Source organism: Curtobacterium sp. MCLR17_044 (assembly GCF_003234435.1).
GTDB lineage: Bacteria > Actinomycetota > Actinomycetes > Actinomycetales > Microbacteriaceae > Curtobacterium > Curtobacterium flaccumfaciens.
This window is the reverse complement of sequence record NZ_QKTC01000007.1, coordinates 1-23068: the sequence shown is the minus strand read 5'-3', so window position 1 is coordinate 23068 and position 23068 is coordinate 1. Positions and strand designations below refer to the sequence as shown.

The window sequence follows — 23068 nt, the reverse complement described above, 5'->3', positions numbered from 1 at the left end:
TTGTTTGACAAGCATCAAACCATTGAGATCATTCCTGATAGGTTTGATGCATGTCAAACGAAGAGTCGAAGGTCGGGCACGACCCCTTCCCGCTGCCCGACGTCGACGACCTCGAACTCGTTCGGGTGCTCCGGGCGGCCGGTGACCCCGCGCGACTCGTGATCATCGAGCGACTGTCGGACGGCGACTACCACCCGTGCAACCTCACCGACTACCGACTCGACATCCACAAGACGACGCTCTCGCACCACTTCAAGGTGCTGCGCGAGTCCGGACTGACCCGGACCCGTGTGACGGGACGCGAGCACGCCGTGCAGCTGCGCCGGGACGCGCTCGAGGCGCGCTGGCCCGGGCTGCTCGACACCCTCGTCGCGGCTGCGGTGCGGGACGACCCCGAGGCGCAGGCGGCGCCCGGGGTGACGGCGGCGGGCTAGCGGCGAGCCGCTGCCGCCAGAGCGGCGGTCATGCCGGCCCGGTCATGCCGCACGCCGTACGCCGGCTGGTCGCGTTCGTACCGCCAGCCCTCGCTCAGCGGTCCCACGTCGACCACGTCGAACCCGAACCGGTCGAGCAGCTCGGTGACGACGGCCTTCGCGTCCGCATCGTCCCCGGCGACGGTCAGGGCTCGGCGCCCCGGCGTTCCGGCGGGGGACCCGTCCGTGGTGACGTCGGCGGCGCCGAGGTTGTTGAACGCCTTGATGACGCGAGCATCCGGCAGCGACTGCTGGAGCAGCTCGGAGGTGGTCGGCACCGCGCCCTGCTCGAGCTCGTCCACCGGTCCGAAGAACTCCGGGTAGTAGTTGCCGGTGTCGACGACGACCTTGCCCGCGAACGCCTCGGCCGGCAGGTCCCGGTAGCCGTTGATCGGGATCGAGACGACGACCACGTCACCGGCCCGGGCGGCGTCGGCGACGGTGGCTGCTCCGGCACCGGGGGAGAGCTCGTCGATCAGGGACTCGAGCGTCTCGGGCCCGCGGGAGTTCGCGAGGACGACGTCGAGACCGACGGCGATCGCGCGGCGGGCGATCTGCGCGCCGACGTTGCCGGCGCCGATGATGCCGAGGGTCTCGAGGGGGGTGCTGGTCATGGTCCGTGCTCCTGACGTGGTGCGGGTGGTGTCCCGCCAGGATCCGTGGTCCGGCCGGTCGGGGGCATCCGTCGGACGACGTAACCGCACCGCGGCGGCGTCGTCCGACGGGTGCTGCCCCGGCTACCGGATCTCGAGGTCGTACAGCGAGTAGCCGTACGGGGTCGCCCGTTCGACACCGTGCACGCGGACGTACCGCCACGAGCCGTCCAGGGCGTGCCGGTCGGTCCCGCCGTCACCGTCGGTCTCGGTGGCGAGCGTCGTCCACCCGTCGTCGCCCGCGTTCCGCGCCTCGATCCGGTAGGAGCGTCCGAAGGCGTCCTCCCACCGGAGCACCGCGCCGTGCAGGCGGTGCGGTGCGCCGAGGTCGACGGCGAGCCACTGGTCGTCGGTGTGCCCGCTCGCCCAGCGCGATCCCGGGTCGCCGTCCACGGCGTTGTGCGCGGGCACGCCGTCGCCCTCGTCGGCCGATGACGACACGGTCGCCCGTCGTGCCAGGTCCGGCGTCGGTTCGCCCTGCGTCGAGGTGACGCGGAGCGCCCAGAGCGAGACGCCGAACGCGGTGTGCCGGCGGTCCGCGACGACCCGGACCCAGCGGCCGGTGACGTCGTCGCCCTCCAGCCGGTGGGTCACCTCGCCGCCGGTCCCGTGGGCTTCTTCCGCGACGGTCCGCCAGGGGGCGTCTTCGTCGTCGCGGACCTGGACGCGGTAGGCCTCGGCCCACGCGGCCTCCCAGTCGAGCTGCACCTGGTCGATCGGCACGACCTGCCCGAGGTCGACCGCCAACCACTCACCGTCGCGTGCTGCGCTGGCCCACCGGGTCCGGTCGTCGCCGTCCACCGCGTTGCCGCCGGACAGGTCGCCGCGCTCGTCCGACGAGGTGGTGACGGGCTTGCCGGCGGCCACGTCACGAGAGCGGGCGGGTGCCGTTCCGCCGTCGTCGTCACCGTCGGTCGCCTCGGCGAGGGTCGTGACGGTGGCCGTCCCGGATGCTCCTGGCACGGTGGCCGTGACCGTCGCGGTCACGCCGCCCTCGGTCGCTGCGGTGACGACGCCGTCCGGTTCGACACTTCCGCCGCCGTCGACGGCCCACTCCGGGCGGTCCGCGGCGAGCCGCCCGCCGAACCCGTGGCGGTCGAACCCGTAGGCCGCCATCCGGACCGTGTCACCGGTGCGGACGGTCGCGGTGCGCGGCGCGACGAGGACGTCCTCGACGTCGACGGTCGAGGCCGCCGGGGTGCCGGACACGTGCACCTCCCAGATGGAGTACCCGTACCCGGTGAGGCGGTCAGTCAGGTGCAGGCGCACGAACCGGGCGGTCTCGCCCACGGGCACCGTGTCCATGTCGGCCGTTGTCTTGTCGACGGTCCGCACGTCGCGCCAGGGGCCGTCGGCGGTGTCCCGGACCTGCAGCACGTACCGTGCGGCGGCGGCGTTCTCCCAGTCCACCCGCACGGTGCCGATGTCGGTCAGTCGCCCGAGGTCGATCGTGTAGTCGACCTCGTCCACACCGTGCGCGCTCTCCCACCGGGTGCTGCGGTCCCCGTCGACGGCCTTCCCGGCGACGTTCCCGCCGTCCGAGGAGCTCGCGTCGACGTCGGCACCCGCTGCGGCGTCGGGGATCGACGTCACCGAGGCGACGACCGCCGAGCCCTCGACACCGCCACCGGTCGCGACGACGTACCCGGAGCCCGCGGCGGTGGTCGTCACGGTGCCGTCGGTCCCGGCGCTTCCGGCACCGGTGAACGACCAGGTGACGTCGGCGGGCAGGGCCGCCGGGTCGCCGTACTGGTCGTGGCCGGCGGCACGGAACCGCTGTGGCGTCCCGACGACGAGCCGGTCGAAGCCGGGCGTGACGTCGAACCCGGTGAGGACCGGTGCCGGTGCGACCCGGAAGGCGTACGACCCGTGCACGCCGCCGATCGTGGCGGTGACGGTCGCTCGCTCCGCACGCTGCGATGCACGGTGGACGCCGTCGGCGCTGATCGTGCCGGTGTCGGTCGACCAGGTGACGTCGTCCAGCGCGACGGTGGCGCCGTACTGGTCGTAGCCGGTGGCGGTGAAGGTCGTGGTCGCACCGGGGACGATCGTCTTCGGGGCCCCCTCGGTACTGACGACCACCTCGGTGAGCCGCGCGTCCAGGTGCGACGTGATCTGGGTCTGCGCCGGGACCGCGATCTGGCCGATCACCTCGGTGCCCTCGTAGACGTCGTACGTGTGCTGCACGGTGTCGGGGTTGTCGAGCACGTAGCTGATCGTGCCGTCCGGTGCGCGGAACACCTGGCTGAGCGGGTCCGAGGTGTGCCGGTCGGTGACCTCGGTGCCGACGGTCCGGTTCGACATCGCCTGGTGGTAGACGAGGCCAGCCATCGACTGTCCGGTCACGGCCGGGTCGTCGGCGGCCCACAGTGCGGCGTGCACGTCGGCGTAGGTGTCCGGGTCGTACTGCCCGAGGAACCCGAGCACGACGTTGCCGAGGGCGTCACCCATGCCGCTGAACACCCGTGCGGCGTGCTCGGTGTCCTCGCCCGGGGTGTGGTCGGTGAGGTCGACGCCGTACAGCTGGTCGATGGTTGCGGTGTCGGCGCGGAAGTCGTCCACCAGGAACGGCATCAGCGGGGACGGCGTCGGCCAGTCCTGGGGCTTCCGGTCGGCGGTGGGACCGTCGAGCTCAGTGGGCACCAGCGAGTCGGGCAGGTTCTCCGGCGTCCAGTACCGGTCCGGGAACACCACCCGTCCGTCGTCCTCCACGCTCACCAGCAAGGTGTCGGTGGCCGGGACGTACAGCGGGTTCGCCGCGGTTCGCCGGGTGATGTACCCGGGGTGGTTCGTCTCGACCGCGCGGATCGCGTCCTGCAGCTCACCGATCGCGGCCGGGCGGTCGCGGGTGATCTTCACGTCGCCGTAGCTGCCGACGCCCCACCACTTCTTCGTGAGCATCTGGATGCGTGCCGCGTTGCCGTCGGTGACGCCGGCCTGCCCGATGGACTCCGGGCGGGCGGCCATCATCTCGCGCATCAGGGCCTTCGAGAAGCCCGGGTCCCAGCCGAAGTAGTCGAACCACGGGGCGATCGGCATCCACTGGATGCCGGAGATCCAGGCGGGGTCGCCGGAGAAGTACGTGGCGTGGGCCTGCCCGGAGTCGAACAGGATCCCCGCCTGCCCGTGCTCGTACTCGTCCGGGAACGCGCCGTTGCCGTCGTACGACGCCGAGGCGGGGTTGCCGCGGACGTTCTGCCAGTAGTCGCGGACGGCCGCGCGCTCGGTGACGTACTGCACCGCACCGGCGGCCTGCATCTCCTCGTCGCCGAGGACCGAGCCGAGCAGGAAGAGCCCCGCCTCGGACTGGATCGCCTCGGACGACGACTCCTGGTTGTTGCCGCCGGGTGACGACACACCGCCGGCGTTCGACCGGCCCTCCCAGACGCCGAACGTGCGCATGTGCGGGAACCGGGCGTCGTCGCGGTCCCAGTTCGCGTACTGCTTCGCGACGAGTGTCGCCATGCCCTGGTACTTCGCGGCCCACTCGTGGTCGACCCGGCCGAGCATGGCGGTCGCGACGGCGAAGTACCCGTAGTGGAAGTGATTGTCGTTGAACTGGGCCGACCCGTACGAGTCGGCGAACCCGATCAGGGCCTTCCACGTCGGGTACATCGCGAAGAAGTGCTCCGCTTCGCCGTCCGTGTACGTGTACCAGTCGGTCAGGGCGCGCTCGAGGGTGTCCTGCAGCGTCCGGGCGTCCTCGGTGGCACCGATCTGCCGCGCGATGGTCATGTACTCGGCGAGCTGCAGGACGTCCTTGCCGCCCCAGTAGGTGTCCCCGCCGTACGTCGTCTTCGCGGCGTAGTCGTGCAGGTACTCGCGCATGACCCGCTCGGAGTACGGGTCGTCCCCGACCGCCTCGGGCGTGGCACCGATCGGCGTGATGCCCGTGAACGCGTAGTCCAGGGTCCAGCCGTCGTGGCCGACGGTGGTCCGCATGGTGCCGCGCGGGGTCTCGTAGGTGGCGCCGGTGAAGCGCAGGTTCGTGGTGGCGTCGGCGTACTGGTGCTGCAGCCAGCCCTGCACGGTGTCGTGGTCGTCGCCCTGCAGCGTGTCGGTGCGGATCGACCACTGCTGGCGGACGTTCGCCGCCGCCGGGTCGTACGAGTACGTCATCGTCGTGTCACGGGGGACCGCGAAAGCGGTGCGGTGCAGGTCATCGAGGGACAGCCCCTGCTCGGGCACCGCGCTGAGCACCAGGTAGGGCGTGCCGGATGAGGCCTCCAGCGCGTTCCCGACACGGGTGAAGGTCGTCCCGTCGGGGGCGTGCACGCCGAAGACGTGGCCGTCCTGGCGGATCTCGAACCGGTCCGTCGTCACCGGCAGGTCGAGCGGTTCGCCGTCCCCATCGGTGATCTCGGCACCGTCCTGCAGGGTGAGGCGCGGGGTCATGCCGTGGAACTCGAACCACTCGTACGGCGAACCCTGCACGCTCGTGACGTCCATGTACTGCCCGCCCGGGCCGTCCTGCGGCATCCGCCAGCTGACGTTCCAGTCGCCCCAGCGGAGCGCATCGGCCTGCTTCGCCCGGAACGTGGTCGCGAAGCGGTCAGCGAGGCCGTCCGGGGCGTCGGTGAGCAGGACCTGGTCGACCAGCACGTGTGCCCACCCGGCACGCAGGTCATCGACGATCCGCAGCTGCGCGGACTGCCCTCGGTGGGCGGAGACGTCCCAGCTGTCCCAGCGCAGCTGTTCGCTGTCCGTCCCGGTGCTGCTCGCCACGACGTCGCCGTCGACCAGGAGCTGCACGGCTTCGTGGTCGGGGTGCCGGCCACCGCCGACCAGGAACGCCAGGGTCGAACGGTCGATCGTGAACGCCGGCGACGTGAGCGTGCCGGTCGCGCCGTCGCCGTCCTCGTCGCTGAACGAGTTCAGGAAGCGTCCGCCGAGCCGCCCGGAGACCGCGCTCTGCCCGACGGCCGTCCCGGTGGCGGTGGCGGTGAAGGCGTCACCGGTCGCGGTCCAGCCGTCGGGCAGGCCGTCCTCGAAGTCGGCGAGGGTGCGGTCGCTCGCGTCGGGGGTCGGCTCCACCGTCCCGCCCACCGTCACGGGGGACTCCAGGCGCATCGCCGTGCCGTCGCTGTTCCACCGCGTCGGGATCGTGAGCTTCGTGCCCGCGGCACTGTTCGACGAGACGAACGGGTACGCCCACATGTCGCCGGAGTACTTGCTGACCAGCAGGTCCGTCCACCACTGGTTCGTCGGCACCGGCTCGCCGGCCTTCGACGGGTCGATGTACAGCCGCTGGTCCAGCGTCTTCCGCACGTCGGCGATGTCCGTGATCTCGTCCGGCGGGGCCGGCGCGTAGGAGCCGGAACCCACCTGCACGCCGTCCGCGGCCGGGCCGACGCGGGACGAGCCTCCAGGCTGTTCCTGTGGTGCGGCCACCGCAGCGGTCGGATCGGCCGGTGAGCGCGGGATGTCCGAGGTCGCGGCGTGCGCCGGGGTGACGGCGAACGCCAGCAGCGTGGCGGCGGTCAGTGCGCCGGCGGTGGCGCTGACGGCCGCTCGGCGGAACGACCTGGGACGGACGGCGGGACGCGGTGAGGTCACCGGGACTCCTGTCGGAGGGGTTCGGCCGGACACGACGTACACGGCCGAGACGGGCTGGGTCTGGTGGTGCGGGGCCTGCACACGGACAGATCGGCCGGGCCGGTCCCGCCGTCAGCAGTCCGCGTTCTGGGGATGCCCTACCGTTGGCCCCATGCCGACCATCGGACTGCGCCGGATGGTGCCGCGCGACCCCGACCAGCGACACCGGGCAGCGAGCCCGCTGGAGCTCCTGTTCGACCTGGTGTTCGTCGTCGCGGTCGGCTTCGCCGCGACGAACCTGCACGAGATCGAGCTCGAGGGACACGTCGCCTCCGCCGTCCTGGCCTACGGGCTGGTGTTCTTCTCGATCTGGTGGGCGTGGATGAACTTCACCTGGTTCGCCACGTCGTTCGACACCGACGACTGGCTCTACCGGGTGATGACCTTCGTGCAGATGGCCGGGGTGCTCGTCCTCGCCGCCGGGGTGCACGCGGCCATGGTCGAGAACGACTTCACGATCGGCGTCATCGGCTACGTCGTCATGCGGCTGGCTCTGGTCGGGCAGTGGATCCGCGCCGCCGCGTCCTCCACCCGCTACCGGCGGACCGCCACCCTGCACGCCGTCGGCATCACGGTCGTGCAGGTGCTCTGGGTGGTCTCACTCGCCCTGCCTGACGACGTCTGGGGGTACGCCGCACCGTTCCTCGTGCTCGCCGAGCTGTCGGTGCCGATCTGGGCGCAGACCTCGACGGGGACGGCCCCGTGGCACACCCGGCACCTGGCCGAGCGGTTCTCCCTGTTCACCCTCATCGTCCTGGGCGAGGGGCTGGTGGCATCGGCCGGCGCGGTGATCGATGCCCTCGCGCACACCGAGCACCTCGGAGCCCTGCTGGCGCTCGCCGGGTGTGGGCTGGTGATCACCGTCGGCATGTGGTGGATCTACTTCTCCCGCGAGCAGCACGCACACATCCGCTCGCTCCCCACCGCGCTCGTGTTCGGCTACGGCCACTACTTCGTCTTCGCCGCCGCCGGTGCCCTGCCCGCCGGCATCGAGGTCGCGGTCAGCGCCGACGCCGGACACGTCGCGCTGTCGTCCGCCTCGGTCGCCGCGACCGTCGCGGTGCCGGTCGCGGTGTTCGTGCTGTCGATCTGGGCGCTCGCGATCCGGCCGTCGCTGTCGGCACGGGCCAACGCCGTCGTGGTGGCCCTGGTGCTCGTCGTCCTCGCGTCGATCGCGGTGCCGGCGGTGTCGCTGCCGGTCACGGCGCTCGCCGTGGTGGCGGTCGTCGTGACCCTCGAGGTCGCGTCCGCACGGACCGAGACCTGACGCACTGACGGACGGGAGGCACGGCGCCAGCTGGCACCGTGCCTCCCGTCCGTCAGGTGGTCGCGTCGACGCCCGTCAGCGCTCCGGCTGCTCCGTCGCGGGCCCGTCGTCCGCTGCCGGTCGCGCGTCGAGGCTCGGGTCGACCGCAGGGTCGGCCGAGATCGACTCGGGCCGCACCGGGAAGTCGTCGAGCGCACCGGCGCCCACCGTTGGGGAGGTGGTTCCGCGGCCGCCGCGCACACGGTTCTTCACCGCGGCCCACGGACGGCCGAGGCCGGACCGTGCCGGACGCTCGGTCGGCGCCTCGACCTCGAGGCCGTAGTAGGCGCCGACGTGCTCGAGCAGGACCTCGCGCTCGGCCTTGTCGTAGGCACGGCGCTCGCGGGTGAAGGCGATGATCGTCGACCAACAGGTGAGCAACAGGACGATGCTGAACGGCAACGCGGTCGTGATCGCCGCCGTCTTCAGCGCGTTCAGTCCACCGCTGAGCAGCAGGGCGACGGCGAGCAGCGCAGCGACACCGGCGAAGAAGACCCGCAGCCAGTTCTTCGGCTCGATGTCACCGCCCGACGCGATCATCGCCATCACGAGCGACCCGGAGTCCGACGAGGTCACGAAGAACACGCCGATGAGCAGGATCGCGCCGTAGGTCAGGACCATGCCGGCGGGCAGGTCGCCGAGGACCGCGAACAGCGACCCCTCGATGTCGACCGAGCCGTCCGAGCCGATCAGGCCGCCCGAGCCGTCGGTCTGGCGGTGGATCGCGGTGCCACCGAGGACCGCGAACCACAGGAACGTGAGCGCGGTCGGCACGAGCAGGACACCGAACACGAACTGGCGGACGGTGCGGCCCTTGGAGATGCGTGCGATGAAGACACCGACGAACGGTGCCCACGACATCCACCAGCCCCAGTAGAAGGTGGTCCAGGCGCCCTGCCAGGCCTCGCCCTCGGCGCCCTGCTGGGCGGTGACGTTGAACGACAGGCCGACGATGTTCTGCAGGTAGGAGCCGATCGACTGCACGAAGTCACGGAGCAGGAACTGCGTCGGGCCGACGATGAGCACGAAGAGCAGCAGTGCAGCGGCGAGCAGCAGGTTGAAGTTCGACAGGATCTTCATGCCCTTGGTCACGCCGGTGACGAGCGACACGATCGTGACGGCGGTGATCACCGCGATGATCGCGATCTGGCTGACGATGCTGCTGTCGGCGATGCCGGCGCTCTCGAGTCCGGCGCCGATCTGGATGACCCCGAGGCCGAGCGAGGTCGCGACGCCGAACAGCGTGCCGACCAGGGCGATCACGTCGATCAGGTTGCCCCAGCCACCGCGCACCCGGTTGCCGAGCAGCGGTTCGAGGGCCCAGCGGATCGAGACCGGGCGACCCCGGCGGTGGATCGCGTACGCCAGGGCCAGGCCGAGGACGACGTAGATCGCCCACGCGTGCAGGCCCCAGTGCAGGAACGTCTGGGTCAGTGCCTGCTGCGCGAGTTCCTTCTCGGTGCCGGTGACGCCGGGGCGCGGGGAGGCGAAGTGGCTGAGGGGCTCGGAGACGCCGTAGAAGACGAGGCCGATGCCCATGCCGGCGGCGAAGAGCAGTGCGAACCACGAACCGGTCGAGAACTCGGGCTCGTCCTGGTCCTTGCCGAGCTTGATGTCACCGAAGCGGCTGAAGCCGACGAACAGCGAGAAGCCGACGAAGAACGCGGCGATCAGCACGTAGTACCAGCTGAAGTTCTTGACGATGCCGTCCTGCAGACCGAGGAACAGCGCCTCGGCGGTGGAGGGGGAGATCAGGGTGAAGGCCACGAACCCCAGCACGATGACGGCGGCGGGCCAGAACACCCACCGCCGCAACTGCGGCGTCGTGGTCACGGGTCCGGGCAGGGGAGGAGTGGTGCTTGCCATGCAGTCCATGGTGCCTGCTCGCGATCCTGTGTGTTCGCCCAGGCGTGTCGTGGTTCAGAAATCGCGCGCGGACTCCGTGGGGTTCCCCCGGCCGACCCGTCCGAGGTGGAGTCTCCGCGACAGCCGGATGACGGGACGGATGAGCAGCTGGATGCTCCCGATCAGGAACAGCCACGTGCCGGCCTTCGTGGTGCTCTCGGAGAAGAAGAGGACGCTGCCGACGATGAACCAGAGCGCTACCATCACGTCGTTGATGATGCTGATCGTCTCGTAGACCCCGCGGATGCGGAGCTCCTCGTGCCCCACCCGGAGTGCGATGTCCCGTTCGTCCTCAGCCATCAGACGATCCTGCCAGCTCCGCGCCGTGTCCGTCCCGGTGGGCGGCGGCGCGCGGCGGTGGACGCGCTGCGCGGCGGACGGGAGGCGCGGGGCGGGCTGGCACCGTGCCTCCCGTCCGTGGGGCGCACTGACCACTGCCACATGCGATTACAACGTTGACGTACGCTTTACAGCGCTGTAAACAGGAGCCTGCGCGACGATGCGCGACGAGGGAGAGACCCGATGGTGGGAAGCAGGACCGCAACACTCCAGGCGGCGGTGAGCCGGCGGGGATTCCTCGCGGGCGCGGCCGGTGGCATCGCACTCGGCACGATGGCGCTCGCCGGGTGCGCGACCCCGGGGCGTGCCGCCGGTGGTGCCACGACGCTCCGCTTCTACGAGCAGAAGCAGGAGGTCATCGCGTACTTCGACAAGCTGCTGCGGAAGTTCGAGGGGGAGCACACCGGCTTGTCGGTCGTGCACGACAGCACGGCGGCCATCGCCCCGCAGTTCGTCCGCGGTGAACCGGCGGACGTCGGCTGCTTCAACGACAACCTCGAGCTCGCCCGGTACATCTCGCGCGGCGTGCTCAGCGACCTCGGTGACCTGCCGTCGGCGGCGCGGGTCCGCCCGGACATCGACACCCTCACGAACCAGTACGCGAAGTTCGAGGACCGCACGAGCGTGCTGCCGTACTCGCTCGCCGCGGCCGGGGTGATCTACAACAAGCGGATCTTCGCCGAGCACGACCTGCCGGTCCCGACGACGTGGGACGAGTTCGTCGAGGTCTGCCGGACACTGCAGAAGGCCGGCATCACGCCGATCTACGCCACCGACCGGGACACCTGGACGCTCTGGCAGGGCCTGTTCGACTACTCGGTGGGCAGCCTCGTCGACACCGGCTCGTTCTTCCGCAAGATGAAGGCCCTCGGCGCCGACGTCGGCCCGGACTCCGAGGTGTCGTTCGAGAAGGACTTCGCGGTGCCGATGGAGCGCGCGAAGACCATCTCGTCGTTCTTCAACCGCGACCACGCCACCCGGGCCTACGCCGACGGCAACCTGGCGTTCGGCAAGGGCGAGGCCGCGATGTACCTGCAGGGCCCGTGGGCGCTCGGGCAGATCGCGCTGATCGACGACAAGCTGCCGGTCGGCACCTTCGCCCTGCCGGTGTCGAACGACCCGGGCGACCGCAAGGCCCGGGTCAACATCGACCTCGGGCTCTGGATCCCCACGGCGTCCGAGCACCCGGAGCAGGCGAGGGAGCTCGTCGAGTTCCTCATGCAGCCCGACGTCATCGACGCCTACAACCGCGACAACCTGGCGTACTCGCCCCGCATCGACGCACCGCCGCAGCAGGACGAGCGCCTCGCCGGCCTGCAGCAGTACGTCGACGACGCCGCGTTCTACCAGGGCGCCGGCACCTTCATCCCCACGTCGATCCCGCTCGGCAACTACCTGCAGTCGGCGATCCGGAGCGGGGACTTCACCTCGATGCTGCAGCGGCTCGACTCGGACTGGCGGCGGCTCGCCGGCCGTTCCGCGACGGTCTGAGCCGGACCAGGACACAGGAGTCACCATGACCATGCAGACCCCGCTCTCCCGCGACACCGACCCGGACACCTCCGGACCGGCGACCGACGCAGCCCGCACGCACCGGCGTGTGGGTTCCCGCGGTGTCGGTTCACTCAGCCGCACCGAGGGCATGTACTACCTGTTCCTCGTGCCGGCCCTCGTGCTGTTCACGGCGTTCGTCGTCGCCCCCGCCTGCGTCGGCGTCTTCTACAGCTTCACCGACTACCTCGGGTTCGGGCAGTGGGACTTCATCGGCGTCGAGAACTACAAGGCGCTGGTCTCCGACCCGGCGATCCTGGCGTCGTACGGCTTCACGCTCGGCTTCGCGGCCGTCACCGTCGTCGTCACGCAGGTCGTCGCGCTGTCCCTGGCGATCGCCCTGGCGAAGAAGATCCGGTTCGCCGCCGGGTTGCGGTCGGTGTTCGTCATCCCGATGGTGATCTCGGGGATCATCGTCGCCTACGTGTTCAACTTCCTGTTCTCGAACACCGTGCCGGCCCTGGCCACGAGCGTCGGTTTCGGCCCGCTCGAGCAGAGCATCCTCGGCGACCCGAACCTCGCCTGGCTCGCGATCGTGATCGTGTCCGCCTGGCAGACCGTGCCCGGCGCGCTCCTCATCTACACGGCGGGCCTGACGTCCATCCCCGAAGAGCTGTACGAGGCCAGTGCGCTCGACGGCGCGACCGGCTGGAAGCAGCTCCGCTCGATCACGCTCCCGCTGCTCGGCGGCTTCATCGTCATCAACACCGTGCTCGGTGTGAAGGGCTACCTCGGCGCCTACGACGTGATCGTCGGTCTGACCAACGGCGGCCCCGGCAGCGCGACGAGCAGCGTCGCGATGACCATCTTCGGCGGCTTCACCGGCGGCGACTACGCCTACCAGATGGCGAACGCGACCGTGTTCTTCATCATCACCGTCCTCATCTCCGTGCTGCAGCTCGCGGCGACCCGCGGAAGGAACCTGCGACTCGCATGACCGCCATCGACACACGACCCCCGACCGACACCCGCGCCGTGACCACCGGCGGCGGCGGTCGCTCCGGCCGCGGCCACCGCCGACGACTGGGCGGCACGAACTGGACGCTGACCGTGGTCCTCGGCCTCGCGTCGCTGACCGTGCTCATCCCGCTGTACGTGACGCTCTCGATGGCGTTCAAGACGACCGAGCAGTCCGTCGACGGCAATGCACTCTCGCTGCCGTTCCCGTTCAACCCGGGCTCGTTCGCCGAGGCCTGGCAGCTGACCCGGTTCCCGGTGTCCTTCTCGGTGTCGCTGGGCGTCGCGGCGCTCACCGTGGTCGCCACGCTGCTGCTCAGCTCGTTCGCCTCGTACGCGATCGTCCGGAACTGGCACAAGCGGTTCTTCCGGTACTCGTTCGTCTACCTGCTCGCGGCGATGTTCCTGCCGTTCCCGGTGGTGGCGCTGCCGCAGATCAAGCTGACCGCCGAGATCGGCCTCGACAACCCGATCGGCGTCGGGATCCTGCACGCCATGTTCCAACTGTCGTTCAGCGTGCTGCTCTACTCGGCGTACCTGCGGTCGATCCCGGTCGAACTCGAGGAGAGCGCCCGCATCGACGGGGCGTCCACGTGGCAGATCTTCTGGCGGATCATCCTGCCGCTCCTCGGCCCGATGAACGCGACGGTCGGCATCTTCGCGTTCCTGGCATCGTGGAACGACTTCATGATGCCGTCGCTCATCACGGCGGATCCGGGGTTGCAGACCCTGCCCGTGGTGCAGAACATCTTCCAGAGTCAGTTCGGCACCAACTACAACGTCGCCTTCGCCTCGTACTTGATGGCGATGGCGCCCACGATCATCGTCTACCTGTTCGCGCAGCGCTGGGTCATCAGCGGCGTGACGCAGGGCGCGGTCAAGAGCTGAGAGGCACCACGTGAGCAGCAGCACCACCGGCACCAGCACGACCGGCACCACCGGCGCCGTCCTCCCCACCATCCGTCCGTTCCCGGGGTCGGACCCGGTCGCCGACACCGCAGCCGTCGTCACCGGCGACCACTGGCGCATCACCGTGCTCGACGCCGGGGCGTTCCGCATCGAGTGGAGCGACGACGGCGGGTTCGAGGACCGGGCGTCGACCTTCGCGATGCGCCGACGCCTGCCCGTGCCGGCGTTCACCGTGGAGCGGACGGCCGCCGCCGACGGCACCGGCACCGCCGCCGGCGTCGTCGTCACCACGGATCGCGCCCGCCTGCGCTACGACGGCCGCCCCTTCAGCCCGAGCGGCCTGGTCGTCGAGACCACCGGTCCGGACGCCAACCGCTGGCGCTGGGGGCAGGAGCCGCGCGACCTCGGCGGCACCGGCCGCACCCTCGACGACGTCGACGGCCGGATGCCGCTCGAGTCGGGGATCCTGGCCCGCGACGGCATCACCGCGCTCGACGACAGCGAGTCGTTCCTGTTCGCGGACGACGGCTGGATCGGCACACGGGTCCCCGGGCGCCGCGACGTCACGGTCTTCGCGTACGGCCGCGACTACGACGCCGCGCTCCGCACGTACCACGCCGTCTCCGGGCCGCCCTCACGGATGCCGCGGTGGGCACTCGGCAACTGGTGGAGCCGGTACCACCCGTACAGCGACACCTCGTACCTCGAGCTGCTGGACCGCTTCGCCGCCGAACACCTGCCGTTCTCGGTCGCCGTCATCGACATGGACTGGCACCGGGTGGACTCGGTCCCGCCGCGCTTCGGCAACGGCTGGACGGGGTACTCCTGGGAGCCGTCGCTGTTCCCGGACCCCGAGGCCTTCCTCGCCGAGCTGCACCGCCGGGGGATGCGCACGACGCTGAACCTGCACCCGGCAGACGGCGTGCGGGCGTTCGAGGACGCCTACCCCGCGGTGGCGCGGGCGATGGGCGTCGACCCGGAGACCGAGCAGCCGATCCCGTTCGACCCGACGGACCGGCGGTTCCTGCAGGCCTACTTCGAGCAGCTGCACCGCCCGATCGAGGAGCAGGGAGTCGACTTCTGGTGGATCGACTGGCAGCAGGGTCGTGAGACCGGGCTGCCCGGGGTCGACCCGCTGTGGCTGCTCAACCACTTCCACCTGCTCGACTCGGCGCGACACGCGGCGTCGAGCGACGCAACCGCCGACACGACCGCGGACACAGACACAGACACCGACGCAACCGCGGTCCCGGCGCCCGTCGACGGCATGACCTTCTCGCGCTACGCCGGCCCCGGCAGCCACCGGTACGCCGTCGGGTTCTCCGGCGACGCCGTCGTGTCGTGGGCGTCCCTGGCGTTCCAGCCCGAGTTCACCGCCACCGCCGCCAACATCGGCTACCCCTGGTGGAGCCACGACATCGGCGGCCACACGCGCGGCGTCCGCGACGACGAGCTCGCCACCCGCTGGGTGCAGTTCGGGGTGTTCTCGCCGATCATGCGCCTGCACTCCGCGAACAACCCGTTCATCCGCAAGGAGCCGTGGGTGTTCCCGGCCGAGGCCCGTGCCGCGATGGGGGAGGCACTCCGCTTCCGCCACCGGCTGGTGCCGTACCTGCACACGATGAACCACGGCACCGCCGAGGGCACCGCGCTGGTCCGGCCGCTGTACCACCTGGAGCCGCGCCGCGACGAGGCGTACCGGGTGCCGAACACCTACGCGTTCGGTTCGGAGCTGCTCGTCGCCCCCATCGTGGCGCCGCGCGACCCGGTCAGCCGACACGGGGTCGCCCGGGCCTGGCTGCCGCCGGGCACCTGGACCGACGTCTTCACCGGCACGGTGTACGCAGGTGACCGGTTCGTCGACCTGCACCGCACGCTCGACACGGTGCCGGTCCTGCTGCGCGCCGGAGGGATCCTGCCACTCGCGGCGGCCGATCAGCTCGACGCAACCGTCAACCCGACGGCGTTCGAGGTCCTCGTCGCACCGGGTGCGGCGGGTGACTTCACCCTGGTCGAGGACCACGAGGGCGAGGGCAGCCGCACCGCCCGGACCCGTCTGACCTGGGACCCAGAGCACGCCGAGTTCCGGGTGCACGCCACCACCGGAGCCCTCGACGTCGTCCCCGCCCACCGCGACTGGCGGATCACGTTCCTCGCCGCACCGGCCGACGGGCAACCGACTTCGGCACGCTCGGCCGACCGGTTCTCGGTCGACCTGTCCGTCGACTCGGCGTCGGGCGGATCGGTCACGCTGGTCGGCGCTCCGGTCATCGGTGTCGACGCGCGGGAGGCCGTGCGGCGGGTCCTCGAGGGCGCGCAGGCGGGCAACCCGGAGAAGCTCGAGGCGTGGGACGTCGTGGCGAAGGACCTGCCGCGTGCGGACCGCATCGTCGAGCTCGGCACCGTCGGGCTGCCCGACGCCGTGCGGGACGTCGTCGTCGAGCTGCTCGGCAGCGTGCACCCGGGGGAGTCGGCTCCCGCAGGCCGCTGACGGCAGTCGACGGGGAATTGCGGACGGGAGGCGCGTGGCAGCACCGCCACGGGCCTCCCGTCTGTCGTCAGGCGCCCTGGTGCGCCGCCCGGTCGGACGTGCCGTCCGCGTACGGCGCGCTCTCCCCGACGAGCAGGCGGTGGCCGACCGTGACCAGCCGGCCCGGCACGTCGGAGCCGTCCATCCGCTCGACCAGCAGGTCGAGCGCGGTGTCGGCGAGGGCGACCGTGTCGGGCGCGACGGAGGTCAGGCTCGGCACCAGGCTCGACCCGAGGCCGACCGCGTCCCACCCGACGACGGCGACGTCGCCGGGGGCGTCCAGGCCGCGCAGACGCATCGCCCGGAGCGCCCCGAGTGCAGCCAGGTCGTCGCGGCAGAGCAGACCGTCGACCCGCAACCCGGCGTCGAGCGCGGCGCCGAAGGCGACCTCGGCACCGGCGGCGTCACCGACCTCGCGGGGGACCAGCAACGCGTCGTCGAACGGCAGGCCCGCGGCGACGAGTCCGGCGCGGTAGCCGTCCAGACGCAGTCCGGACGTGCGCGACGACGGGCCGGTCTCGTGCCCGAAGAACCCGATGCGGCGGCAGCCGAGCGCCACGAGGTGCGCGACGGCCTCGGTGGCAGCCCCGGCATTGTCGATGACGACCTGGTCGGCGTGCGGGGGCCGGACGTCCTCGCCGAGGAACACCACGGCGGTGTCCCCGCGGATCCGGTCGATCGCCTCGGGCGTGAGCACCTGCGGGTGGATCACGACCCCGTCGACCACACCGGCCTCGCGTCCCCGCACCGCCGAGCGTTCACCGTCGGGGTCGCCGCCGGTCTCCTCGAGCAGGAGCTGGTAGCCGCGGTCGGCGCACACCCGGGAGAACACGTGGGCCAGTTCGGCGAAGTACGGACGCCGCAGGTCGGGGAACGCGAAGGCGAGCATGTTCGAGCGTCCGGTCGCCAGGGACCGGCCCGAGACGTTCGGGCGGTAGCCCAGCTCGTCGATCGCGGCCTGCACCCGGCTGCGCATCGGGTCGCTGACGTGCTGGTAGCCACGGACGACGTTGGACACGGTCTTCATCGAGACGCCGGCGTGCGCGGCGACGTCCTGCAGCGTGACCTTGCCCATCCGCTCACCGTAGCGGGCGGAGGGGCACCGGACCCGGGGGACGGGCCGGGCTCGTTACGGGACGAGTCGGCGCTGCACGATCGCGCGGGCGACCTCGGAGAGCGGCTCGTGGTGCTCGAGCGCGTACCCACGGATCACCGCGAAGGCGTCCTCGATCGAGACGCCGCGCAGGTACGACACGACGCCCTTGGCCTGCTCGATGACCTCGCGTGACCCGATGGTCCGCTGCAGCTGCGCGCGGACGACCTCGTGCTCGCGCAGCGACCGTTCGTGCAGGATGCCGATCGTGGCCACGTCCGCCAGGGCCCGGGCGACGCGCAGGTCCGACTCCGCGAGGGCACCGACGCCGGCCCCGAACAGGTTGAGCGTGCCGATGACGTTGCTCCCCAGCCGGAGCGGGACGGCGTGCACGGAGCGGAACCCGAGCGCGAGCGCTCCCGTGCGGAACGTCGCCCACTCCGCCGGCGCGACCTCGATGTCCGGGCACGTCACGACCCGTCCGGTCGCGAACGAGGTCATGCAGGGGCCGGCCTCGGCGTCGAGCTGCAGCACCTCGACGAGCCGGGTCGCCTCGGAGGTGGAGGCCACGACCTCGAGCTCCTGGTCGTCGTTCGCGAGCAGGATGCCCGCGGCGTCGATGTCGAGCACGTCGGCGCACGTCTCGACCAGGGTCTGCAGGAGTTCCACGACGTCGTAGGCGTCCACCAGGGTGTCGGCGAGCGACGTGAACGTCTCCAGGATCCGGGCTTCTCGGCCTGCCGTCGTCACTGGACCTCCTCGATCAGGTCGCCTCGCTTCTCGAACCGGACCGTGCCGTCGAGGATCTCCTCCGCCACCCGCCGCATCGTCGTCCGGCGGGCGAAGGCGTGGCCCTGCAGCAGCAGGTAGGCGTCCTCGGGGCTGATGTCGAGCTGCGCGAGCACGACCCCGGTGGCCTGGTGCACCACGCGCCGCGACGACGGGCTGCGGTCGAGCAGGGCGTCGTCCTCGTCCGCGATGGAGCGCAGCGCCCGGCGCAGGACCCGGCGGCTGACGGCCGAGGCGAGGGTCATGGCCTGCCGCACGGTGTCGTCCTCGATCGTCGCGGGCCCCGGCACGTACACGTCGATCGCGCCGAGCGGGAACGGCCCGAAGGCGACCGGGAACGCGAAGACCGCGCCAACGGGTTCGCTCCGGACGGCATCGTTGAAGGCGGGCCACGCGGCGTTCGGACGCTGCACGAGATCCGTTTCCAGCACTGGAGCATCGGTCGCGAGCGCGGTCCAGCACGGTCCCTCGGACAGGTCGAGCTGGATCTCGTCGATCCGGGTGGCGACCTCGTCGGTCGCGGACACGGTCTCGCTCGGGCACAGGTCACCGAAGGTCGAGATCGAGACACCGCCCATCGGCAGCGCGAGCGCGAACGGCCGACTGAGTTCGTCGTCGGCGATCTCCGCCGACCGGAGCGCACGGAGTGCACGCTCGAATGCGTCATCCATGGGCGCCTTCCCTGCCGTCTCTCGATCCTACGCGCTGGTCGGTGTCGGACGATCCGGACGGCGCAGGCACGTTCGGCGGTGGGCCGGCGCGCCAGGCCGGCAGCTCTGCGGGCGGGTACGACCCCTGCTCGTCCTGCACCCGGAGCATCGCGTCCAGGGCCACCAGCGTCACGCCGGAGGTCTCACGGACCACCGTCCGCACCGCGTTGCCGAGCAGGAACGCCATCAGGTCCTCGCTGCCGCCGTCCGGCCGGTAGTCCCGCCACGGACCGGTCCCCGCGCGTTGCAGGGCACCGGCGAGCACCGCCTTCGCGTCGTCGACGTCGACCTCGCAGTCGAGCACCAGGCGGAAGCGTCGCTGGCTCCGGTCCGACAGGCTCGGTGCGCCGTCTTCGTCGTCCTCGGGAACGAAGGACCGCAGCGCCGACGAGGGCGCGATGCCGTACGCCGCACGGAACGCCGCAGCCATCCGGCCCGCGTTGCTGAACTGCCAGCGTTCGGCGATCTCCGCGATCGTCCGCCGGTCCGGCGCACCGGAGGCTTCCTGCAGGTCGCGACGGACACCCTCCAGGCGCACGGCGCGCAGGAAGGTTCCCGGGGACTGCCCGATCTCGGCCTGGAACCGCTTCTGCAGGCTCCGCGGCGACAGCTGCACGGCCGCGGCGACGTCGGCGACGGTGATGTGGGTCGCAGCCTGCTCGTGGACGAACCGCATCGCATCCCGGACCGCACGCGAGAGTCGGGGCGGGCCGTCCTGGGTCGCGCTGCTCCCGTCGCTCATGCGCCGACCGTACGGGACCCGCCGATGGCGCGCTCCCAGGGCACCGATCGAGGCGACGGATGATCCACCTTGCGCGGTACGAAGTCAACCCCTGACATGACCGGAATCGTCCTGTCGATACTGAAAGTGTCTCGTGCATCGCGGTCGAAGCGATGCGCCACATCGAACCGACAGGGAGGGCGCGATGGGACACCGCCAGGGGTCCACGACCGTGATGACCGAGGCCGCCGTCTGGCAGCAGGTCGTCCACACCGACCGGATCCGTGCGCTCGCCGCGACGGACCCGACGGACATCCGCGTCCAGCCGGTCGACGCCGGGTGCTGGCGGGTGGTCGACGCCGCAGCTGCATGGGGGGATCCCGACATGCTCCTCGGCTTCATCGAGCGCACGGTGGACGGGTTCGACTGCACGCTCATGGCGGCGCTGCACGAGCACGACCGGCGAGCGAGCCTGCAGGACGCCCGCGCCTGGTTCGAACACCGCTGCGGACAGCGCTTCGACGAGGCACCGTGCTGACCGCGGTCCACGGGACCGACGCCGCCCGGACCGTCACCGCGAGGATCGACGCGCAGCGACGCCGCACCGAACGATCCGGTACCGACCGGGCCTTCGCCGCACGCGTGCTCGCCCAGGCCGGGCACGGCCGTGACGTGCGCTTCGACGTCGAGGACGACGCCTTCCGGCTGCCGTTCCGCTTCCGCTACCGGACCCGACGGGACGGTTGCGTGAGCCTCGTCACCGCGTCGGCGACCTCCGGCTTCTCCGGGGTCTTCGAGCCCATCGACCGCATCGTCGTCGGGTGGTCGAGCACTGGAGGTGTCCGCATCGCCGTCGAGGACGGCGTCGTCCTCGAGACCCGCCCGGGCACGCCCGTCCTGATGCCGACGTCCGGGGAGTTCTCGGTGCGCGCCCCGAAGGGCACGCTGCAGCTCGTGAGCATCGACCGGTCGCTCCTCGACCAGGTGCGCTCGTCGCTGGGAGCAGCGTCCGAACTGCCGACGCGGGGTGCCGAGCCCGCCGTCGCTGCCCTCGAACACCTGCGCCGGTGCGTCGAGCAGGTGGCCGTCACCGCGACGCGCGACGGGTTCACGTCCGGTGCCCGGACCGGTGCGCAGGTCGCGCTGGTCGAGGCCGTACTCGGAGCCTTCGGCGTGCGGACGCCCGCGGTCCTCCGCCGTGCGGTGACGCCGTCGACGGTCGAGCTCGCCGAGGCCTACCTCGAAGGACACTGCGAGCGGACGTTGTGCCTGGCCGACATCTGCGACGCCGTGGGCGTGAGCCCGCGGACCCTGCAGACGGCCTTCATGCGGGAGCACGGTGTGTCGCCGATGACGTTCCTGCTGCGGATGCGGCTCGATCGGGTGCGCGCGGCACTGGAGTCCAGCAGCCGGCACGAGACGAGTGTGAGCGAGGCCGCGATGGCCTGGGGCTTCCGGCACCTGGGGCGGTTCTCGGGCACGTACTTCCGTCGGTTCGGGGAGTACCCGGGACAGACGTTGCGCGCATCGTCCGGTCGGTGCGCGGACGGTCCGGAGCGCCACGCGGGCTGAGTTCGTGCACTGCGCAACGTGTTCTGGACACCACGGTGAACACGCAAGTTCGGCCCCTAGGGTCGCCGCAAGCGCAATCGCGTGAACTCCCTCGAACCGGTTGAAGGACCGATCCGTACCGGAAGGCGGTCCACATGACCACCACTCCGCTCGCTCCGGGTTACACCCGCACTCGTCCCGCTACGGGGGCCCGCAAGGGCACCTCGACCTACTCCGCGCTCCTGGCGCAGGTGAAGGAGAACGGCCTCCTGCGCCGTCGTACCGGTTTCTACTGGGCACTGTTCGGCGCACTCGTCGGCAGCCTCGCCCTCACCTGGGTCGCGTTCGCGTTCCTGGGTGACTCGTGGTTCCAGCTGATCGTGGCCGGTGCGCTGGGCGTGCTGTTCACGCAGTTCGCGTTCCTGTCGCACGAAGCCGCGCACCGTCAGGTGTTCGAGTCCCAGAAGTGGAACGACCGCGCGGGCCGCTGGCTCGGCACGTTCCTCGTGGGCCTCAGCTACTCGTGGTGGATGAACAAGCACACCCGTCACCACGGCAACCCGAACACCGTCGGCAAGGACCCGGACATCGCCCCCGACGGCATCCGGTTCCTGCCGGAGGACGCCGCCGCCGTCAAGGGTGGCGCGATGAAGACCTTCATGCGCTTCCAGGGGTGGCTCTTCTTCCCCCTCCTCACGCTCGAGGGCCTGAACCTGCACCGCTACGCCGTGATGTCGATCGTCACCGGCAACGGCACCAAGGCCGACAAGAAGCACCGCCTCATCGAAGGCGCCCTGCTCGTTGCCCGTTTCGCGATCTACCTGACGGTGGTGTTCTGGTTCCTACCGTTCGGGATGGCGTGCGCGTTCCTCGGGGTGCAGCTGGCCGTGTTCGGCGTGATGATGGGTGCTTCGTTCGCCCCGAACCACAAGGGCATGCCGACGATCGCCCATGACGCGAAGGTCGACTTCTTCTCCCGCCAGGTGCGCACGTCGCGCAACATCCGTGGCGGCTGGTGGGTGTCGTTCCTGATGGGCGGCCTGAACTACCAGGTCGAGCACCACCTGTTCCCGTCGATGCCGCGTCCGGCGCTGAAGCAGGCTCGCCTGCTCGTCCGTGACCACTGCGACACCCTCGACGTGCCGTACACCGAGACCACGTTGCTGCGTTCCTACGGGATCGTCGTCCGGTACCTCAACCGCGTCGGCCTCGCCGCCCGCGACCCCTTCGCGTGCCCCATGGTCGCGCAGCTGCGCATCCACTGACGCCGTGCTGACCGCCATGCCCACGGGCACCGTCAAGTGGTTCGACCACAGCAAGGGGTTCGGCTTCATCCACCCCGACGACGGGTCCCAGGACCTGTTCGCGCACTTCTCCAGCATCGTCGCGGCGACCGGCTCCCGGCCGCTCGCCCAGGACGATCACGTGCAGTACGAGATCGGGCCCGGCAAGAAGGGCCCGCAGGCGGACAACATCTCGATCATCCGCTGATCGGCACCACTACGAGCAACGCCCCGACCGGTCCGGTCGGGGCGTTGCTCGTTGCTGCGGACGTGGCCGTGGCCGCGGCCGACCGAGTCTCGCCCTGCCGGACAGACCGCGCCTCCCGTCACCCGCAGCCTGTCCGCGGAACCGAGTCTCGGTGGGGGCCGCCGGCCCGGCGCGCCCACGAGACGGACGGGAGGCCCGGTGCCAGCTGGCACCGTCCCTCCCGGCACGGCCGTCGTGCCGCCTGCGCGCAGTCCACGGCTGCGGGCTGGGCTGTGTTTCGCGCTGAGCGACAGACCACGCGGACGTGAGCACGTGAGGTGTCGCCCAGCCCGTGACGGCGGCGGCCGCCGGCCCGGCGTGCCCACATGACGGACGGGAGGCCCGGTGCCAGCTGGCACTGGGCCTCCCGTCCGTCGTGTGCGCCCGTTCTTTCCCATCGCGCGCGCGTTGGTTCGCAAGAACGGGCGTACCTGGTCGAAAGAACTCGCCAGGTAC

Annotated in this window: 18 protein-coding genes; 10 read left to right on the top strand and 8 right to left on the bottom strand. The window is 71.0% G+C overall.

Annotated elements, in window-relative coordinates:
* Positions 1-50 precede the first annotated feature (50 nt).
* On the top strand, positions 51-434 hold the full coding sequence (locus DEJ04_RS06120; protein WP_111046534.1) for a helix-turn-helix transcriptional regulator: 384 nt from the start codon (positions 51-53) through the stop codon (positions 432-434).
* Here DEJ04_RS06120 and DEJ04_RS06115 read toward each other — a convergent pair.
* Positions 431-1177 (bottom strand): NADPH-dependent F420 reductase, encoded by a 747-nt coding sequence (locus DEJ04_RS06115; RefSeq protein WP_111046533.1) that lies wholly within the window; start codon positions 1175-1177, stop codon positions 431-433. The two genes, DEJ04_RS06120 and DEJ04_RS06115, sit on opposite strands and share 4 nt — an antisense overlap.
* Before the next feature lie 33 nt (positions 1178-1210).
* Positions 1211-6682, bottom strand: a complete 5472-nt coding sequence (locus tag DEJ04_RS06110; protein WP_111046532.1) for a discoidin domain-containing protein — start codon at positions 6680-6682, stop codon at positions 1211-1213.
* A gap of 151 nt (positions 6683-6833) precedes the next feature.
* On the opposite strand from DEJ04_RS06110, the gene DEJ04_RS06105 reads away from it, so the two are divergent.
* Positions 6834-7988 carry a low temperature requirement protein A gene (locus tag DEJ04_RS06105; protein ID WP_111046531.1) on the top strand — a complete coding sequence of 385 codons (1155 nt, stop codon included), beginning with the start codon at positions 6834-6836 and terminating at the stop codon, positions 7986-7988.
* A 75-nt stretch (positions 7989-8063) separates the two neighbouring features.
* On the opposite strand, the gene DEJ04_RS06100 is transcribed toward DEJ04_RS06105, so the two are convergent.
* Positions 8064-9893, bottom strand: coding sequence for a BCCT family transporter (locus DEJ04_RS06100; RefSeq protein WP_258371321.1), 1830 nt, complete (start codon positions 9891-9893; stop codon positions 8064-8066).
* Between the two features lie 54 nt (positions 9894-9947).
* Complete coding sequence (locus DEJ04_RS06095; protein ID WP_111046530.1) at positions 9948-10232, bottom strand: YrhK family protein; 285 nt, start codon at positions 10230-10232, stop codon at positions 9948-9950.
* Between the two features lie 258 nt (positions 10233-10490).
* On the opposite strand from DEJ04_RS06095, the gene DEJ04_RS06090 reads away from it, so the two are divergent.
* Genes DEJ04_RS06090 through DEJ04_RS06075 form a run of 4 tightly spaced genes read left to right on the top strand, consistent with a single transcriptional unit; the run spans position 10491 to position 16179 of the window.
* A complete protein-coding gene (locus tag DEJ04_RS06090) occupies positions 10491-11762 on the top strand; it encodes an ABC transporter substrate-binding protein (protein WP_111046529.1) in 1272 nt (423 codons plus the stop codon).
* Between the two features lie 25 nt (positions 11763-11787).
* Positions 11788-12759: a carbohydrate ABC transporter permease gene (locus DEJ04_RS06085; RefSeq protein WP_111033103.1), complete on the top strand. Its 972-nt coding sequence runs from the start codon at positions 11788-11790 to the stop codon at positions 12757-12759.
* Complete coding sequence (locus DEJ04_RS06080; RefSeq protein ID WP_111024510.1) at positions 12756-13667, top strand: carbohydrate ABC transporter permease; 912 nt, start codon at positions 12756-12758, stop codon at positions 13665-13667. Before DEJ04_RS06085 ends, DEJ04_RS06080 begins: the two co-directional genes overlap by 4 nt.
* A gap of 10 nt (positions 13668-13677) precedes the next feature.
* Positions 13678-16179: a TIM-barrel domain-containing protein gene (locus tag DEJ04_RS06075; RefSeq protein ID WP_111046528.1), complete on the top strand. Its 2502-nt coding sequence runs from the start codon at positions 13678-13680 to the stop codon at positions 16177-16179.
* 67 nt (positions 16180-16246) lie between these two features.
* Here the strand turns inward: DEJ04_RS06075 and DEJ04_RS06070 are convergent, their stop codons facing one another.
* Genes DEJ04_RS06070 through DEJ04_RS06055 form a run of 4 tightly spaced genes read right to left on the bottom strand, consistent with a single transcriptional unit; the run spans position 16247 to position 19552 of the window.
* On the bottom strand, positions 16247-17293 hold the full coding sequence (locus DEJ04_RS06070) for a LacI family DNA-binding transcriptional regulator (RefSeq protein WP_111046527.1): 1047 nt from the start codon (positions 17291-17293) through the stop codon (positions 16247-16249).
* 54 nt (positions 17294-17347) lie between these two features.
* Positions 17348-18061 carry a GAF and ANTAR domain-containing protein gene (locus tag DEJ04_RS06065; RefSeq protein WP_111046526.1) on the bottom strand — a complete coding sequence of 238 codons (714 nt, stop codon included), beginning with the start codon at positions 18059-18061 and terminating at the stop codon, positions 17348-17350.
* Positions 18058-18771, bottom strand: coding sequence for a GAF and ANTAR domain-containing protein (locus tag DEJ04_RS06060; RefSeq protein WP_111046525.1), 714 nt, complete (start codon positions 18769-18771; stop codon positions 18058-18060). The genes DEJ04_RS06065 and DEJ04_RS06060 overlap by 4 nt, the downstream gene beginning before the upstream one ends.
* Positions 18764-19552 carry a helix-turn-helix transcriptional regulator gene (locus DEJ04_RS06055; RefSeq protein ID WP_111046524.1) on the bottom strand — a complete coding sequence of 263 codons (789 nt, stop codon included), beginning with the start codon at positions 19550-19552 and terminating at the stop codon, positions 18764-18766. Before DEJ04_RS06055 ends, DEJ04_RS06060 begins: the two co-directional genes overlap by 8 nt.
* Before the next feature lie 184 nt (positions 19553-19736).
* Here DEJ04_RS06055 and DEJ04_RS06050 point away from each other — a divergent pair, with 184 nt between their 5' ends.
* From DEJ04_RS06050 to DEJ04_RS06035, 4 genes are all read left to right on the top strand, one after another.
* Positions 19737-20069: a hypothetical protein gene (locus DEJ04_RS06050; RefSeq protein ID WP_071405799.1), complete on the top strand. Its 333-nt coding sequence runs from the start codon at positions 19737-19739 to the stop codon at positions 20067-20069.
* Positions 20063-21103, top strand: a complete 1041-nt coding sequence (locus DEJ04_RS06045; RefSeq protein WP_071405798.1) for an AraC family transcriptional regulator — start codon at positions 20063-20065, stop codon at positions 21101-21103. Before DEJ04_RS06050 ends, DEJ04_RS06045 begins: the two co-directional genes overlap by 7 nt.
* Positions 21104-21237: 134 nt before the next feature.
* Entirely contained in the window at positions 21238-22347 is a 1110-nt protein-coding gene (locus DEJ04_RS06040; protein WP_110864824.1) for an acyl-CoA desaturase, read from the top strand.
* 16 nt (positions 22348-22363) lie between these two features.
* On the top strand, positions 22364-22573 hold the full coding sequence (locus DEJ04_RS06035) for a cold-shock protein (protein WP_071405807.1): 210 nt from the start codon (positions 22364-22366) through the stop codon (positions 22571-22573).
* Positions 22574-23068: the final 495 nt, after the last annotated feature.

Coding starts and splice junctions, on each gene's coding strand:
- DEJ04_RS06100 (WP_258371321.1), bottom strand. CDS start 9,893: ATGGCAAGCACCACTCCTCCCCTGCCCGGACCCGTGACCACGACGCCG.
- DEJ04_RS06055 (WP_111046524.1), bottom strand. CDS start 19,552: ATGAGCGACGGGAGCAGCGCGACCCAGGACGGCCCGCCCCGACTCTCG.
- DEJ04_RS06050 (WP_071405799.1), top strand. CDS start 19,737: ATGGGACACCGCCAGGGGTCCACGACCGTGATGACCGAGGCCGCCGTC.
- DEJ04_RS06085 (WP_111033103.1), top strand. CDS start 11,788: ATGACCATGCAGACCCCGCTCTCCCGCGACACCGACCCGGACACCTCC.
- DEJ04_RS06040 (WP_110864824.1), top strand. CDS start 21,238: ATGACCACCACTCCGCTCGCTCCGGGTTACACCCGCACTCGTCCCGCT.
- DEJ04_RS06105 (WP_111046531.1), top strand. CDS start 6,834: ATGCCGACCATCGGACTGCGCCGGATGGTGCCGCGCGACCCCGACCAG.
- DEJ04_RS06070 (WP_111046527.1), bottom strand. CDS start 17,293: ATGGGCAAGGTCACGCTGCAGGACGTCGCCGCGCACGCCGGCGTCTCG.
- DEJ04_RS06060 (WP_111046525.1), bottom strand. CDS start 18,771: ATGGATGACGCATTCGAGCGTGCACTCCGTGCGCTCCGGTCGGCGGAG.
- DEJ04_RS06120 (WP_111046534.1), top strand. CDS start 51: ATGTCAAACGAAGAGTCGAAGGTCGGGCACGACCCCTTCCCGCTGCCC.
- DEJ04_RS06080 (WP_111024510.1), top strand. CDS start 12,756: ATGACCGCCATCGACACACGACCCCCGACCGACACCCGCGCCGTGACC.
- DEJ04_RS06095 (WP_111046530.1), bottom strand. CDS start 10,232: ATGGCTGAGGACGAACGGGACATCGCACTCCGGGTGGGGCACGAGGAG.
- DEJ04_RS06035 (WP_071405807.1), top strand. CDS start 22,364: ATGCCCACGGGCACCGTCAAGTGGTTCGACCACAGCAAGGGGTTCGGC.